This window comes from Dolomitihabitans soli, assembly GCF_022213955.1.
In the GTDB taxonomy this organism is placed as follows: Bacteria; Actinomycetota; Actinomycetes; order Streptosporangiales; family Streptosporangiaceae; genus Streptosporangium_A; species Streptosporangium_A soli.
This window is the reverse complement of sequence record NZ_JAKNTW010000011.1, coordinates 139,987-154,689: the sequence shown is the minus strand read 5'-3', so window position 1 is coordinate 154,689 and position 14,703 is coordinate 139,987. Positions and strand designations below refer to the sequence as shown.

The 14,703-nt window shown below is 69.4% G+C and carries 13 protein-coding genes; 5 read left to right on the top strand and 8 right to left on the bottom strand.

Translation table 11 applies throughout. From position 1 onward, the window contains the following. Positions 1 to 44: 44 nt before the first annotated feature. The gene (locus tag MBA17_RS24310) at positions 45 to 677 is read right to left on the bottom strand and encodes a TetR/AcrR family transcriptional regulator (RefSeq protein ID WP_238498868.1); all 633 of its coding nucleotides are present in this window, start codon (positions 675 to 677) and stop codon (positions 45 to 47) included. 138 nt (positions 678 to 815) lie between these two features. Between MBA17_RS24310 and MBA17_RS24305 the strand changes: the two genes are divergently transcribed. From MBA17_RS24305 to MBA17_RS24280, 5 genes are all read left to right on the top strand, one after another. Then, complete coding sequence (locus MBA17_RS24305; protein ID WP_238498867.1) at positions 816 to 2,009, top strand: NAD(P)/FAD-dependent oxidoreductase; 1,194 nt, start codon at positions 816 to 818, stop codon at positions 2,007 to 2,009. Positions 2,010 to 2,087: 78 nt separating this feature from the next. After that, positions 2,088 to 3,299, top strand: coding sequence for a cytochrome P450 (locus MBA17_RS24300; RefSeq protein ID WP_238498866.1), 1,212 nt, complete (start codon positions 2,088 to 2,090; stop codon positions 3,297 to 3,299). Between the two features lie 28 nt (positions 3,300 to 3,327). Next, entirely contained in the window at positions 3,328 to 3,522 is a 195-nt protein-coding gene (locus MBA17_RS24295) for a ferredoxin (protein ID WP_238498865.1), read from the top strand. A 420-nt stretch (positions 3,523 to 3,942) separates the two neighbouring features. Then, positions 3,943 to 4,842, top strand: coding sequence for a pectate lyase family protein (locus MBA17_RS24285; RefSeq protein WP_475395189.1), 900 nt, complete (start codon positions 3,943 to 3,945; stop codon positions 4,840 to 4,842). Between the two features lie 140 nt (positions 4,843 to 4,982). Then, positions 4,983 to 6,248: a pectate lyase gene (locus MBA17_RS24280; RefSeq protein ID WP_238498862.1), complete on the top strand. Its 1,266-nt coding sequence runs from the start codon at positions 4,983 to 4,985 to the stop codon at positions 6,246 to 6,248. A gap of 172 nt (positions 6,249 to 6,420) precedes the next feature. Here the strand turns inward: MBA17_RS24280 and MBA17_RS24275 are convergent, their stop codons facing one another. From MBA17_RS24275 to MBA17_RS24245, 7 genes are read right to left on the bottom strand one after another with little or no spacing between them, the layout of a single operon-like run. After that, on the bottom strand, positions 6,421 to 7,134 hold the full coding sequence (locus MBA17_RS24275; protein ID WP_238498861.1) for a hypothetical protein: 714 nt from the start codon (positions 7,132 to 7,134) through the stop codon (positions 6,421 to 6,423). After that, positions 7,131 to 8,024: a carbohydrate ABC transporter permease gene (locus tag MBA17_RS24270; protein WP_238498860.1), complete on the bottom strand. Its 894-nt coding sequence runs from the start codon at positions 8,022 to 8,024 to the stop codon at positions 7,131 to 7,133. The genes MBA17_RS24275 and MBA17_RS24270 overlap by 4 nt, the downstream gene beginning before the upstream one ends. Beyond that, a complete protein-coding gene (locus MBA17_RS24265) occupies positions 8,021 to 8,917 on the bottom strand; it encodes a carbohydrate ABC transporter permease (protein ID WP_238498859.1) in 897 nt (298 codons plus the stop codon). Before MBA17_RS24265 ends, MBA17_RS24270 begins: the two co-directional genes overlap by 4 nt. Positions 8,918 to 8,947: 30 nt before the next feature. After that, on the bottom strand, positions 8,948 to 10,243 hold the full coding sequence (locus MBA17_RS24260; RefSeq protein ID WP_238498858.1) for an ABC transporter substrate-binding protein: 1,296 nt from the start codon (positions 10,241 to 10,243) through the stop codon (positions 8,948 to 8,950). A 56-nt stretch (positions 10,244 to 10,299) separates the two neighbouring features. Then, positions 10,300 to 12,357, bottom strand: coding sequence for a beta-galactosidase (locus tag MBA17_RS24255; RefSeq protein WP_238498857.1), 2,058 nt, complete (start codon positions 12,355 to 12,357; stop codon positions 10,300 to 10,302). Between the two features lie 29 nt (positions 12,358 to 12,386). Beyond that, positions 12,387 to 13,745, bottom strand: a complete 1,359-nt coding sequence (locus MBA17_RS24250; RefSeq protein ID WP_238498856.1) for an ABC transporter substrate-binding protein — start codon at positions 13,743 to 13,745, stop codon at positions 12,387 to 12,389. Positions 13,746 to 13,782: 37 nt separating this feature from the next. Then, on the bottom strand, positions 13,783 to 14,703 hold the full coding sequence (locus MBA17_RS24245) for a carbohydrate ABC transporter permease (RefSeq protein ID WP_238498855.1): 921 nt from the start codon (positions 14,701 to 14,703) through the stop codon (positions 13,783 to 13,785).

Genomic DNA, 14,703 nt, shown 5'->3' with positions numbered 1-14,703 from the left:
GGTGGATCACGGCCGCCGCCATGCCCCCAAGTGAGAGCTTGGCCTCAGGCGAGCGTGTCGGAGTCGACGCGGTAGAGGGAGCTCAGGAGCGGCCAGGTGAGGGCGGCCATCTGGTCCGGGGTCTGCGGGCATTCGCGCTGGAGCCAGTCGGCGGCCACGCCGATGAGTGCGCCGGCGGTGAAGGCGGCGGGGACGTCGTGCGGGATGTCCAGCGGCGAGCCGGTGCGCTCGGGGAGGTCGCCGCCCACGGTGGCCTGGCGTACGCGGTCGTAGACGGCGACGGTGAGGCGGCTGCGGATGTGGTCGGCGACGCGTGCGCTGCCCTGCGGTCCGAGCAGGCTGCGGTAGAGCCCGGCGTGCTGGGCCAGGCTGGCGAAGAAGTCCGTCAGAGACCGGGTCCCCTCCTGCGCCGGGTTCGCCGAGCCGGGGCCGGGGGAGGGCAGGGACTCGATCAGGTTGTCGATCATCGCGGTGCAGGCGGCTTCGGCCAGCGCGTGGACGTCCCGGAAATGGTCGTAGAACGCCGTGCGGCTCACTCCGGCATGTTCGGCCACGTCGGACACGCTGATCCGGGACAGGTCCTGCTTCTTGACGAGTTCGAGCAGCGCGCGTGCCAGGGTCGCGCGGGTACGGCGGACACGCCGATCGCCGGTGTTGCTGTCTTTCGTCGTGACCACGTCCACCAGTTTACCGTCTGCTTACACATGTCAGTTATCTTGCAGATGTAAGGTAGCGTGTCAGAGCGGAAGCTGGAAGGGACGACATATGTGGATCTGTGTAAGCCCGGCCGTCGCACTCCACCAGAGCGACGCCGCGTGACCCCGCCAGGAAGCGTCCTGATCGTCGGTGCGTCGGCCGCCGGGTTGAGCACGGCGGAGGCGCTGCGGCGGCACGGGCACCAGGGCTCGCTCACCCTGCTGGACGCCGAAACCCGTTCCCCCTACGACCGGCCGCCGCTGTCGAAGCAGGTCCTGGCCGGCACCTGGGAACCGGACCGCACCCGGCTCCGCACCCAGGCGCAGCTGGAGGCTCTCGACGCCGAGTTCGTGCGCGGCGAGCCCGCCGTCTCCCTGGACGCGGCGGGACGCGCGGTCACCACCGCCTCCGGCCGGGTACTGAGCGCCGACGCCCTGGTCATCGCCACCGGCCTGACCTCCTGCCGGCTGCCCGGCCAGGACGGGCTGGCGGGCGTGCACGTGCTGCGCGGCCTGGATGACGCGCTCACCCTCCGCGCCCACCTGACCGCCGCCAAACGGCTCGTGGTCGTGGGGGAGGGGGTGCTGGGCGCGGAGATCGCCGCCACCGCCCGCACCATGGGGCTGGACGTCACGCTCGCCGGGATGGGGCACACCCTGCTCGGCGACCAGCTCGGCGGAGTGATCGGCGCGATGCTCGGCCGGGTGCACGCCGAGCGCGGGGTCCACCTGCGGCTCGGCGTCGCGGTCGACGGACTCGCGGGCACCGAGGGACGGGTCACGGCGGTACGGCTGGCCACCGGCGAGCTCCTGCCCGCCGACGCCGTCGTGGTGGCCATCGGCTCCCGTCCGGCGACCGGCTGGCTGGAGGGCAGCGGGCTCACCCTGGGCGACGGAGTGGAGTGCGACTCGCGCTGCCGCGCCGCCGAGGGCGTCTACGCCGTCGGAGACGTGGCCTCCTTCGAACACGAAGGGCTCGGCAGGCGGCTGCGCCTGGAGAACCGCACCAACGCCACCGAGCAGGCCCAGGTCGTGGCGGCCAACATCCTCGGCGCCGACCGCCCGTACACGCCGATCCCCTATTTCTGGACCGACCAGTACGACGTCAAGATCCAGGCCCACGGCCACCCGTCGGCCGCGGCCGAGGTGACCGTCGCCGAGGGCGACCCGGCCGAGCACCGCTTCGCCGTCCTCTACCGCGAGGGCGGCCGGGTGACCGGCGTCCTCGGCTGGAACATGCCCAAGCAGGCCCGCGTCCTGAGGCAACGGTCTCTCGTCTCAAGTCAGTCCGCCCAGCCGCTCGCGTCCGCGTAAGGGGCGACGCATCACACGCGAGCCGTACAGACGCCTGGTGCCAGGCGACCAATCCATCCATTCATGGGGAGATGCTGCATGAGTGTCAACGAGCAGGTACTGAGCTACCCGATCCCGAACGACGCGGCGCTGGACCCGCCCGCGGAATGGGCCGAACTGCGCAGCCAGTGCCCGGTGGCCCACGTCAAGCTGCCCAGCGGCGACCAGGCGACACTGCTGACCCGCTACGCGGACGTCAAGGAGGTGCTGGCGGACCCGCGCTTCACCCGCCAGCTCACCGCGCCCGACGCGGCCCGGCTGTCGGCGGACGGCGGCGGGGTGTTCAGCAGCGAGTTCGCGCAGATCATCCCCGACGGAGGCGACGAGCACCAGCACTGGCGGCGTCTGGTCGGCAAGTGGTTCACCGCCAAGCGCATGGCCGCGCTGCGTCCCGCGATGACCCAGATGGCCGAGAAGCTCATCGACGACATGGTCGAGCGCGGCGCACCCGGTGACCTCAAGGCCGCCCTCGGCTTTCCGCTGCCGGTGTACGTCATCTGCGACATGCTCGGCGTCCCGGCCGCCGACCGGGACCGGTTCTCCTACTGGTCCGACACCCTGCTCAACCTCACCCGCTACACCCAGGCCGAGACCGAGGCCTCCCAGACCGAGTTCTTCCAGTACATGTCCGACCACATCACCGCCAAGCGCGCCGAACCCGGCGAGGACCTGCTGAGCGAGCTGATCGCGGTCGGCGAGCCCGAGGACGGCGGGCTGTCCAACATCCAGATCCTGGTCACCGGCATGGGGCTGCTGGTCGCCGGGCACGAGACCACCGCCAACATGATCGGGAAGATGGTCTCCATGCTGCTGGCCGACCGCGCCCACTGGGAGCGGCTGCTGGCGGACCCGTCGCTGATCCGCACGACGGTGGAGGAGTCGCTGCGGATGGACGCCAACTCCGGCTTCGGCCTGCCCCGCTACCTGCGCGAGGAGACCGAGGTCAGCGGCACCGTCCTGCCCCGCGGCACCACCGTGGTGTGCAGCATGGCCGCCGCCAACCGCGACGAGAGCGCCTTCGAGGCCGCCGCCGAGATGGACCTGACCCGCAGCCCGAATCCGCACCTGGCGTTCGGCGCCGGCGCCCACTCCTGCCTCGGCCAGGCGCTGGCCCGCACCGAGCTGCAGGTCGTGCTCGAGGTGCTGCTGCGCAAGCTGCCGACCCTGGAGCTGGCCGTGCCGGTGGCGGAGCTGGAGCGCGTGGAAGGGCTGGCCGTCGGCGGCCTGAGCACGGTCCCGGTCCGCTGGTGACCCGCCGATCGACAAGGAGGAATCCGAGATGAAAGTCGTCATCGACGAAGACAAGTGCTGCGGCGCCGGCCAGTGCGTGCTGATCGCGCCTGAGGTGTTCGACCAGCGCGACGAGGACGGCATCGTCATCCTGCTCGAATCCGAGCCGGCCGACGATCAGCACGTCCTGGTCCGTGAGGCCGCCGCCGTCTGCCCCGGCGCCGCCATCGAGGTGAGCGCGTAGGCGTGAGCGGCCGGCGCGCCTGCTGATTCGAAGGGCTCGCCACCGCACCGAAACCGGGCCTGGCCGGCCTGTGGAGGCCGCCAGGTCCCGGCGCAGCTGAAAGTTTCATCACCTGAGCCGCCTGGTCCTGGTTCTCCTGTCGTGCGGTCGCCCGGTGTGACCTGGGCGGATGGAAGAGCTCCGGCGGAGGGCGGAGGCAACCGCCCCTCCCGTTCGCCAGCAGTCGGCCGCCAAGGCTTCACGCGCGAATCGGGGCTGTGATTGACTCGACCCGCTTGAGGAAAGCGCTTACCTGGAAAGCGCTTTCACACTCTCTGAGGCTCTCGAAAGGAGCCGACCTTGAGCGGAACAACCCGAGCTCATGTGCGCTGGAAGACAGTGTTCGGCGGCGCGGTGGCGACCGCGATCCTGGCCACGGCGATGACGCCGACGGCATACGCGGCCCCTGCCCAGAGCGCGGCCCGGCTGCTGGCCGGGCCGACCGGCTGGGCGACGCAAGGAGGTGGCACGACGGGTGGAGGCAGCGCCTCCGCGACTACGGTGACCAGCGCCTCGGCGTTGGTCACAGCGGCGGCCGGGACGAATCCGGCAGTGATCCGGGTCTCGGGCAGCATCTCCTGTTCGGAGATGCTGCGGGTGGGATCCAACAAGACGATCATCGGCAACCCCGGCGCGACGATCATCGGCTGCGGCCTGCACGTACGGCGGGCGTCCAACGTGATCATCCAGAACCTGACGTTCCGCGACTGGGACGACGACGCGATCAGCATCGAGGAATCCACCAGGGTGTGGATCGATCACAACACCTTGTCCAACGGCTACGACGGCGCCATCGACATCAAGCACGCCAGCGACTACGTGACCGTTTCGTGGAATCACATCTTCAACCACGACAAGGCGATGCTGCTGGGCCACAGCGACAACAACGGCTCCAAGGACACCGGCCACCTGCGAGTGACCTACCACCACAACCGCCTGGAAGGCGTGCAGCGCAACCCGCGGGTGCGCTTCGGCAACCCGGTGCACGTCTACAACAACTACTTCCGCGCCAACTCCGGCTACGGCGTGGCCTCCACCGAGAACGCCGGAGTTCTGGTCGAGGGCAACTCCTTCGAGAACGTCCCCGATCCCTTCCACCGCGGCGAGGGCTCCTCCGATCCCGGCAACCTGGTGGCCCGCGGCAACCACCTCGTCGGCTCCGGCGCCGGTGACCAGGGCGGCAACGTCGCCGGCATCCCCTACTCCTACTCGATGGACACCGCCTCCAGCGTCAAGTCCATCGTCATCGCCGGCGCGGGGGCCGGCAAGATCAACCCATAGACGTCCCGGTGCCCTGACCGCACCGGGCCGAGAGATCTCCCGCATGCCCATCCTGGCCACACGGCCCGTCGTCGGCATGCGCCGGGAGAGGTATGGCGCAGCACTCAATCGAGTCTTCGAGTCTTCGAATGGAGTTCGTCGTGCGTGAAAAGGAACGTTTCGGTGGACGGCTGGCGGTCGGCTTGGCCGCGGGTCTGATGGCGGCCGGAGGGTTGGTGGCGGTGTCCGTGACACCTGCTTCGGCGGCCCCTTCCAACGGTAACTACACGCTGGCCAACGGGGGGAGCGGGTTGTGCGCCGCGGTTCCCGGGCAGAGCACCGGTGATGGCGTGCAGCTCGTGCAGACCGCCTGCGCGGGTGCCGCCGGGCAGGTGTTCACGCTCACCGCCTCGGGCAGTGGCTACCAGATCAAGGCCCAGCACAGTGGCAAGTGTCTGGGCGTTCGTGACGCCTCGACCAGCGCGGGTAAGGCGGTGCAGCAGGAGAGCTGCACCGGGGCGGCCTCGCAGATCTGGCAGCTGACGGCTTCCGGTTCGGCGTATCGGGTGGTCAACGGCAACGGCGGTAAGTGCCTCAACGTGAAGGACAACTCCACGTCGGCGAATGCCCTGCTGCAGCAGAACTCCTGCGACAGCGCGGCCACCAAGCAGTGGACGGTGCTTCCCACCGACGGTTCCACGCCCGGCCCCAACCCGACCCCGACGGTCACCCCGACCAGCGGCGGCGGCGACGGCAGCGGCTCGTGGCCCTCGGACACGGGCAGCGTCCACACCCCCACCACCCGGGACGCGGGCACCTTCTTCGACGGCGGCATGAAGCGCTACTACGGCATCGGCGACGGCGGCCAGGGCGAAAGCCAGGACCCCATGTTCGTCGTCGCCAACGGCGGGACGATCCAGAACGTCATCCTCGACGCCCCCGCCGGTGACGGCATCCACTGCGAGGGCTCGTGCACCATCCGCAACGTGTGGTGGAACGACGTGGGCGAGGACGCCGCCACGTTCATGAGCTCCAGCTCCTCCGCCACCTACCTGGTCGACGGCGGCGGCGCCAGGTCGGCGTCGGACAAGGTCTTCCAGCACAACGGCGCCGGCACGGTGACCATCAGGAACTTCCAGGTGCAAAGCGCGGGCAAGCTCTACCGGGCGTGCGGCAACTGCTCCTCCTCCTACCAGCGCCACGTGGTGCTGAACGGCATCACCGCCCGCTCCACCAGTGCGCTCGTCGGGATCAACACCAACTGGGGCGACACCGCGCGGTTCAGCCGGATCAACGTGTACGGCACCAGCACCAGCATCTGCGACAAGTACAAGGGCGTGCCCAAGGGCAGCGAGCCCACCAAGATCGGCTCCGGCGCCGACGGCGTGAACTGCATCTACTCCTCATCTGACATCACCTACAGATAACCCACCGGCCACGGACGGGCACGACCCGGCGACGAAGCCAGGTCGTGCCCGGTCCGGGGCATCCGTCGAAACAGGTGAGCGAGACCGGGCCGGTTCCAGCGGCCGGGTCCGCTCCGGCCGGAGCGGACCCGTCTGTGAGGCAGGAAGATCATGGACGGTTCAGGGGTGTGCGTCACCGAGGAGAACGCGGCCTGTCGGGCGAAGCAGGACTGATCGGCGCCGGCCGTCCGGGCAGGATCGGGGCCAGGATGAAGCGGGTGGTGGCCCAGACGGCGTACAGCAGGGGCGAGCACACCACCAGCAGGCCGATCACCGGCTTGACCAGGATGACGGTCACGGCGAGGCCCAGCACCACGAGGTTGGCCGCGGCGAGGTACCAGCGCCGTGCGACCAGGTAGAGGCAGGGTCGCACGAGTTCGCGCAACCGCACGGTCACGGCCGGCTCGGCGAGGAGCACCACGAGAGTGATCACCACGGCGATCACCAGCGCCCCCGCCGTGGAGTAGAAGGGCGCCAGGACCGGCCCCCACCCCGTGGGCGCGGCCGTGTCCACGGCCAGCACGCTCACCGCCGCCGCCCCCGCCGCCCAGACGGCCAGCGCGCGCGGGGCGGTCCGCCGGTAGGTGCGCCAGAACGCGCGTCCCACATCCGTCGACCCCTCGTCCAGCGCGGCGAAGCAGCCGAACGCGCCGGCCAGGGCCGGCGCGCACACCAGCGACAGCATGACGAAGAACGGCCACGACGCCGACGGGTCCCGGACGATCGCGAGCGCGGCCAGCAGGGGCGCGCAGGCGAGCGCGAGCAGGACGTTGGTCATGAGGCCGACGTAGACGGCGCCGAAGAGCTTCTCGTACGTCTCCTGCCGGGCAGGTCGGAGAATCCTCATCCTTTGAGCCCGTTCGTGGCGATGCCCTGAATGAAGTAGCGCTGCCCGAACAGGAAGATGACCAGGATCGGCAGCACCGACAGCACCGCCCCCGTCATGATCATCGCGTATTCGGCGTCGTACTGGCCGACGAACGAGCGCAGGCCGAGCTGGACGGTCCACAGCTCGTTGCTCGTCAGGTAGATGAACGGCCCCATGTAGTCGTTCCAGGTGCTGACGAACGTGAGCAGGGCCAGGCTCGCCAGCGCCGGTTTCGACAGCGGCAACATGATGCGCCGGTAGATGCCGTACTCGCTGAGCCCGTCGATGCGCGCGGCCTCGCACAGGTCGTCGGGGATCGACATGTAGTACTGGCGCATGAGGAACACCCCGAACGCACCGAACGCCTGCAGCAGGATGATCGACCAGTACGTGTCCGTCAGCTCCGCCCGCTGCATCATGATGTACTGCGGCACCATGTACGCCTGCCAGGGGACCGCGATGGTGGCGATGTAGGCCAGGAACAACCCGTCGCGGCCGGGGAAGCGCACCTTGGAGAAGCCGTAGGCGGCGAAGCTGCCGGTCAGCACCTGCAGGAAGGTGATGGTGACCGACAGGAACGCCGAGTTGCCCAGGTAGGTGAGCATCGGGATGCGATCCCAGATGTCGACGAAGTTCGACCAGCGCAGCTCGTCCGGGATCCACTGGATCGGTACGGCGAAGACCTCGTTGTCCTGCTTCAGCGAGGACGACACCATCCACCCGAACGGCACGAGCACCAGCAGCGTCACCACGACGAGCGAGACGTACGCCAGCACCGTGCGCACCAGCCGCCGCCGCTTCCGGCCGGACTCCAGCGGGTCGGCCGGCGGACGGGCCGCCGCGGGAGGGGCGTCGTGCGGCGCGGTCATGAGGCCCTCCTGCGTTCGTTGAACCGGAACTGGACGACGGTCACTGTGAGCACGATGACGAACAGCGCCAGGGCGATCGCCGAGGAGTAGCCGAACTGGCCCTCGATGATGCCTTCCCGGTAGACGAGCTGAGCCAGCACCAGCGTGCTGCGGCCGGGTCCGCCGTCGGTCATCACCACGATGAGGTCGAGCACCTTGAAGCTCTGGATCGTCAGCATGACCAGCACGAAGAACGTCGTGGGCCGCAGGCTCGGCAGCGTGATGCTCCAGAACCGCTGCCAGGCGCCGGCCCCGTCCACGGTGGCGGCCTCGTAGTACTCCTTCGGGATCGTCTGCAGGCCCGCCAGGTACAACACCATGTAGTAGCCCATGTCACGCCAGACGCTCGTGACGATGACCGCCGGCATCGCCCAGTCGGTGCTGGCCACCCACCGGGGCGGGTCGGCCACGCCCAGCGCTTCGAGCACCTGGTTGATCGGGCCGGCCGTCGGGTTGAACAGCATGTTCCACACGACCGCGACGGCCACCAGGGAGGTGACGTACGGGAAGAAGGCCGCCGTGCGGAAGAGTTGCACGCCGCGGATCTTCCGGTTGAGCACGATCGCCAGCGTGAGGGCGGCGACCAGCGTCAGCGGGATGTGCCCGGCCGCGTAGAAGAGCGTGTTGCGCAGTGCGACGTGGAAGTTCTCGTCGGCGAGCAGCCGGCCGAAGTTGTCCAGGCCCACCCACTCCGGCGTGCCGTAGGAGTCCCAGTCGAGGAACGCCAGCGCGAACGCCGCCAGCATGGGCACCAGCGTGAACAGCGCGAAGCCGACGAAGTTCGGGAGGATGAAACTCCAGCCGATGAGGATGTCGCGCCAGGCGCTCCGCGGGCGGGACCTCGTTCGGGTCACAGCGTGAGTCATGGTCGTCGGGAGTCCTGCCTAGTTGAGGACTTCGGTCTTCACGCGCTCGCTCATGGAGTGGATGCCGTCGGCCACCGGCTTGTCACCGACCATGATCAGATCGTGTTCCTCGTTGAGGATCGTGTCGATGTCGGAGGTGTGCTCGCTGACCGGCATCTCCAGCACGACCTTGCCGGGCTCGAACGCCTTCTTCGACAGCGCGTCGGCCGGCATGCCCTTGAGCGCGAAGTACGCCTTGGTGATCGCCGGGCTCTGCAGCGCGGGGACCACGCCGACCTTGGTGATCGCCTCGGCGCCGGCCTGGCTCGCGGCGAACTGCACGAACTTCCTGGCCGCGGCGGAGTGCTCGGCCTTCTTGTTGACCGCGAACGCGGTCGGCGAGCCGAACGTGGTCGTCTCCGTGGCGCCCGGCCGCTGGGGCATCGGGGCCAGGCCCCATTCGACCTTCGTGGAGCCCTTCGCCTGAGCCTCCAGGATGCCGGAGACGTACCACGTGCCCATCGGCATCAGCGCCGTGGAGCCGTTCTCGAACATGGTGCGGTAGTCGGCCTGCTGCGCCTTGGCCGTGCCGAAGTCCAGCACGGCGCCCGCGTCCTGCAGGCCCTTGGCCAGGGTGTACTGGTCGGTGAAGAAGGTGTAGTCGCCGCTCAGCTGGTCGCCGCCGGTCTGCGCCGCCGCGATGGCCTGCACCACCGACCGCCACGTGTGGTGGTAGGCGCCGTAGACCTTCGTGCCGCCCTCGCCGTGCGTGAGCTGCTCGGCCAGCTTGCCGTACTCGTCCCAGGTGAGCGTGTCGGGGAGCTTGACGCCCGCCTTGTCGAGCAGCGTCTTGTTGTAGTAGAGCAGCCAGAAGTCCTGCCGGTACGGCAGGGCGAAGTAGGAGTCGCGCACGTTGAAGGCGTCCAGCCCGGCGAGTTGGGCGGTGTCGATCGTCTTGACCAGGTCGGTGAGGTCGAGCAGCTGGCCCCGGCTGGAGTAACGCGAGTAGTCCGTGGCGTTCTTCATGGTGATCACGTCGGTCTTGTCGCCGCCCGCGAGCATCGTGGTGATCTTTTCGGGGTAGTCGTCGGCGAGGATGTCCACCGGCTTGATCGTGATGTTCGGGTTGGCCTGCTGGAACGCGTCGAACAGGGCCTTGAACTCAGGCGTCTTGGCCATGTTCCAGACCGTGACGCTGAGGGTGATCTTCCCGTTGGCCTGCGCGGACTCCGGCTCGCTCGAACCGCACGCCGTGATGGTCAGGCACAGCGCGGTCGCGGCGGCCAGGCCGGCTGCCGCCCGTCGCCGTGCGCCCGTCCTCCTGAAGATGGTCATGCTCCGGTCTCCTCTCCGTCAGGGGGTGTCACACGCTGATCGAACATGTGCCGGTGTCACGTCTCGGCAGGGCGGCGCACGACGGCGACGCCGCGAGGCTGGAGGAGGAGCCCGCCGCCGGCCGTCTCGGCTGCGGACCGCCGGTTCAGGACCTCGCCGGGGACGTCGGGGACTTCGACCTGTTCGGCCGTGCGGTTGATCAGGAACCAGAACTCCTGGCCCTCACCGGTGCGCACGGCGAGTTCCACCTGTCCGGCCACGGCCGGCGGGAGTTCCGGAGCCACCCCCGCCGCGGTGAGGAGTTCGAGCAGGACGGGCTCCAGACCGGCGGCCCCCAGCCGGGTGGAGATGTAGGCGGCGGAGCCGGCTCCCACCGGTCGCCGCGTGACGGCGGGCCGCCCGGCCTGCTCGCCGGCGGCATAGGAGACGAGCACCTTGACGGACGGGTCGATGACGTCGACACGGTCGGTCCAGACGGTTCCGGTGGTCCCGTTGTCGAGCTCCACGCTCTGCCCGGCGAACAGGGGGGCGAACTCCTCGATCCGGATGCCCAGCAGTTCCCGCAGCGCCCCGGGATAGCCGCCCAGCCAGGCGTGGTCGTGCTCGTCGACGATGCCGGAGAAATAGGTGGTGACCAGGTGCCCGCCGCCCTCGGCGTACGCGGTGAGCGCGTCGGCCAGCTCGGCCGGGACGACGTGCAGGATCGGCGCCACGACGAGGTCGTAGCGGTCCAGCTCGCCGCCGACCGGCACGACGTCGGCGCGTACGCCCAGGGCGAGCAGCGCCGAGTACCAGTCGAGCGCCTCCAGGCGGTATCTCAGCAACGAGGACGGGTGGGAGTCCTGCTCGCTGGCCCACCACGACTGCCAGTCGAACAGCACGGCGACCTTGGCGGGCTTGCGCACCGTGCCGGCGACGGCGGCCAGGTCCTCCAGCGTGCGGCCGAGGTCCACGACCGAGCGGAAGACCTCGCTGTCCGCTCCGGCGTGGGGCAGCATCGCGGAGTGGTATTTCTCCGCCCCCGCCGCCGACTGGCGCCACTGGAAGAAGCAGATGGCGTCGGCGCCGTGCGCCAGATGCGTGAGCGAGTCGCGCATCAGCTCGCCCGGCCCCTTGGGCACGTTGACCGGCTGCCAGTTGACGGCGCTCGTCGAGTGCTCCATGAGATACCACGGGCGGCCGGAGGCGATGTTCCCGGTGAGGTTCGCCGAGAACGACAGCTCGTCGAAGCTCTGCGGTCCCGGCACGACGTAGTGGTCGTTGGAGATGAAATCGACGTCCTGCGCCCAGGACGCGTAGTCCATGGCCTTGATCTCGCCCATCACCATGAAGTTGGTCGTCACGGGGACCTGCGGCGTGAGTCTGCGCAGGACCTCGCGTTCGGCGCGCAGGTGGTCCCGCAGCGCGTCGGAGGAGAAACGCTTGAAGTCGAGCTGCTGCGTGGGGTTGGGATAGGACGCGGCCAGCCTGGGGGGAAGGATCTGGTCCCAGCCGGAGTAGTGCTGCGACCAGAACGCGGTGCCCCAGACGTGGTTGAGCGTCGCCAAGGTGCCGTACCGCTCGCGCAGCCAGACGCGGAAGGCCCGGGCGGCGTCGTCGGAGTAGTCGTAGACGTTGTGGCAGCCGAGCTCGTTGGAGACGTGCCAGGCCGCCAGCGCGGGATGCTCGCCGTACCGTTCGGCGAGCGCGGTGACCAGCCGCAGGGCGTGCCGGCGGAAGATCGGCGAGGTGGGCCGCCAGTGCTGCCGCCCGCCGGGCCACAGCGTCTGGCCCTCGCGCGTGACGGGCAGGATCTGTGGATGGGCCGCGGCCAGCCAGGGCGGCGGGGAGGCCGTGGCGGTGGCGAGGTTCACCGCCACGCCGTTGGCGTGCAGCAGGTCGATCGCCTCGTCGAGCCAGGCGAAGTCCCAGTCGTCCTCGTCCGGCTGGATCCGCGCCCAGGAGAAGATCGCCAGGGAGACGATGGTGACCCCGGCCTGGCGCATGAGGCGCACGTCCTCCTCCCACACCTCGCGCGGCCACTGCTCCGGGTTGTAGTCGGCGCCGTAGGCGAGGGCCGTGCCGGACCCGTCGTGGGGACGGCGCAGCCATCGGGACGTGGGCTGTCGGGTCATGCCGCGGGGTTCCTCCTGATCGGGTGCGTTCACTTGACGGTGAAGCCCTGGTCCGCGCCGTACTTCACGGAGGCGTCACGCCAGGTCTTCAGCCCGTCGGCGATCGTCGTCTTGTCCACGTAGGCCTGGCCCACGGTGTCGTTGAAGATGGAGTTCGCGTACACCTGGAACGGCAGGTAGGACCAGCCGCTCGCGACGTTCGCCGCGGACTGCGCGAAGATCTCGTTGGCCTTCTGCCCGTCGAAGTAGTCGAACTCGGTGCTCAGGAACTTCTCGGACTTCAGGTCGGCCGACGTGGCGGGGAAGGCGCCCTGGCTGATCCGGGTCTGCACCCCCTCGCGCGCGGCGGCGTAGTCGAGGAAGCCGTAGGCCAGCGCCTGGTTGGTCCCGGCCTGCGGGACCGTGAGCGAGCTGCCGCCGTTCTCGGCGCTCACCGTGCTCCCCGCCTGCCACTGGGGCAGCGGCGCCACGCGCCAGTCGCCCGAGGCGGCGGCCACGCCCGAGGAGAAGTTGGCCGGCATCCACGCTCCGACGGCCAGCGTGGCGATGGTGCCGTCGGCCAGGCCCTTGTACCACTCGTCGGTCCAGCCGGTGATCGGCGCCACCAGATCGGCGTCGAGGAGCTGCTGCCAGGTCGCGGCGACGCGGGCCACGCCGGCGTCGGAGAAGTCGATCGTGACGTTGGTGCCGTCCACCTTGTAGGGACGCCCGCCGGCCTGCCAGATGAGGCTGGTGGTGAAACCGGCGTCCCCGGTGTCGCTGGTGATGTAGACCTTGGGGTCGGCGGCGTGCAGCGCCTTCGCGGCCTGCACGTACTCATCCCAGGTCGTCGGCACCTCGATCTTGTGCTTGTCGAAGACCTTCTTGTTGTAGAACAACGCCATCGGACCCGAGTCCATGGGCAGCCCGTAGATGCCGCCGCTCTGCTTGACCGCGTTCCACGGACCGGGGGTGAACGTCCCGTCGAGCGAGCCCGCCCCGAACGGGCTCAGTTCCGCCAGCCCTTTGGAAAGGGCGAACTGGGGGAGCGCGAAGTACTCGATCTGAGCGACGTCCGGGACGCCCGAGCCCGCGGTGATGGCGTTCAGCAGGGCCGTGTACTGGTCGTTGCCCGTTCCCGCGTTGACGAGCTCGACCTTCACGTTGGGGTACTTCTTCTGGAAGTCGACGACCACCTGCTTGAGCGACGTCTCCCAGGCCCAGATCTTGAGCTCGCCGCCCTTTCGCAGCGCGGCCTGCACATCGGTGCCGCCCGCGGGCGGGGCGGCGGTCTCGCCGGCGCTGTCGCCGGTGCCGCCGGTACTGCCGCCGCCGCACGCGGCCATGGCCAGCGCGAGCACGCCGGCGAGCGCCACGGCCCTCACCCGGCGGAACGTGGATCGTGTCATGGTGGGTCCTTTGGACGGGGGGTGGGATGGGGGAGTGCTACGCCTTGACGCTTCCCGCCGTCAGGCCGGACTGCCAGTACCGCTGGAGCAGCAGGAAGGCCACGATGAGCGGCACGATCGTCAGGAGCGATCCGGTGATCACGAGGTTGAAGACGGTCTCGCCGCCAGCCGTGGCGGCCTGCGCGTTCCACGCGTTGAGACCCAGGGTGAGGGGATACCAGTCGGGGTCCTTGAGCATGATCAGCGGCAGGAAGTAGTTGTTCCAGGTCTGCACCATGCTCAGCAGGAGCACGGTCACGATGCCCGGGCCCAGCAGCGGGAGGCTGACCCGGAAGAACGTGGTGAACTCCCGGGCGCCGTCGACGCGCGCCGCCTCAAGTAGTTCGTCCGGTATCGCGTCGGAGGAGAACACCCACATCAGGTAGAGCCCGAACGGGGAGATGAGCGACGGGATGATGACGGCCCAGGGCGAGTCGGTGAGGCCGAGCCGGCTGAACATCAGGAAGGTGGGGACGGCCAGGGCCGTATTCGGCACCGCGACCGCGCCGATGACCACGGCGAACACCGCACGCTTGCCGGGAAAGTCGAACTTGGCCAGGGCGTAGCCGCCGAGTGTGGCCAGCAGCGTCGCGCCGCCGGCGCCGAGGACCACGTACAGGATCGTGTTGAGCAGCCAGCGGGTGAAGATCCCGTCGTCGTAGGTGAGCGTCCGCACGATGTTGTCCCCGAGCGCGAAGCTGTCGGAGAACCAGAGCCCGAACGAGCCGAGCAGGTCTTCCTGGGTCTTGGTCGCGTTGATCAGCAGCCAGGCCAGCGGGACGAGGGAGTACAGGAGCACCAGCCCGGTGAGCCCGGTGAGCAGCAGGCTGCGGCGTGGCCGCCGGAGGGTGGACAGCCGGGGCTCGGGGCGCCGGCGGATGGTGGGCGGGCCCGGCCGGCGAGTGGTGGGCGTCGCCAT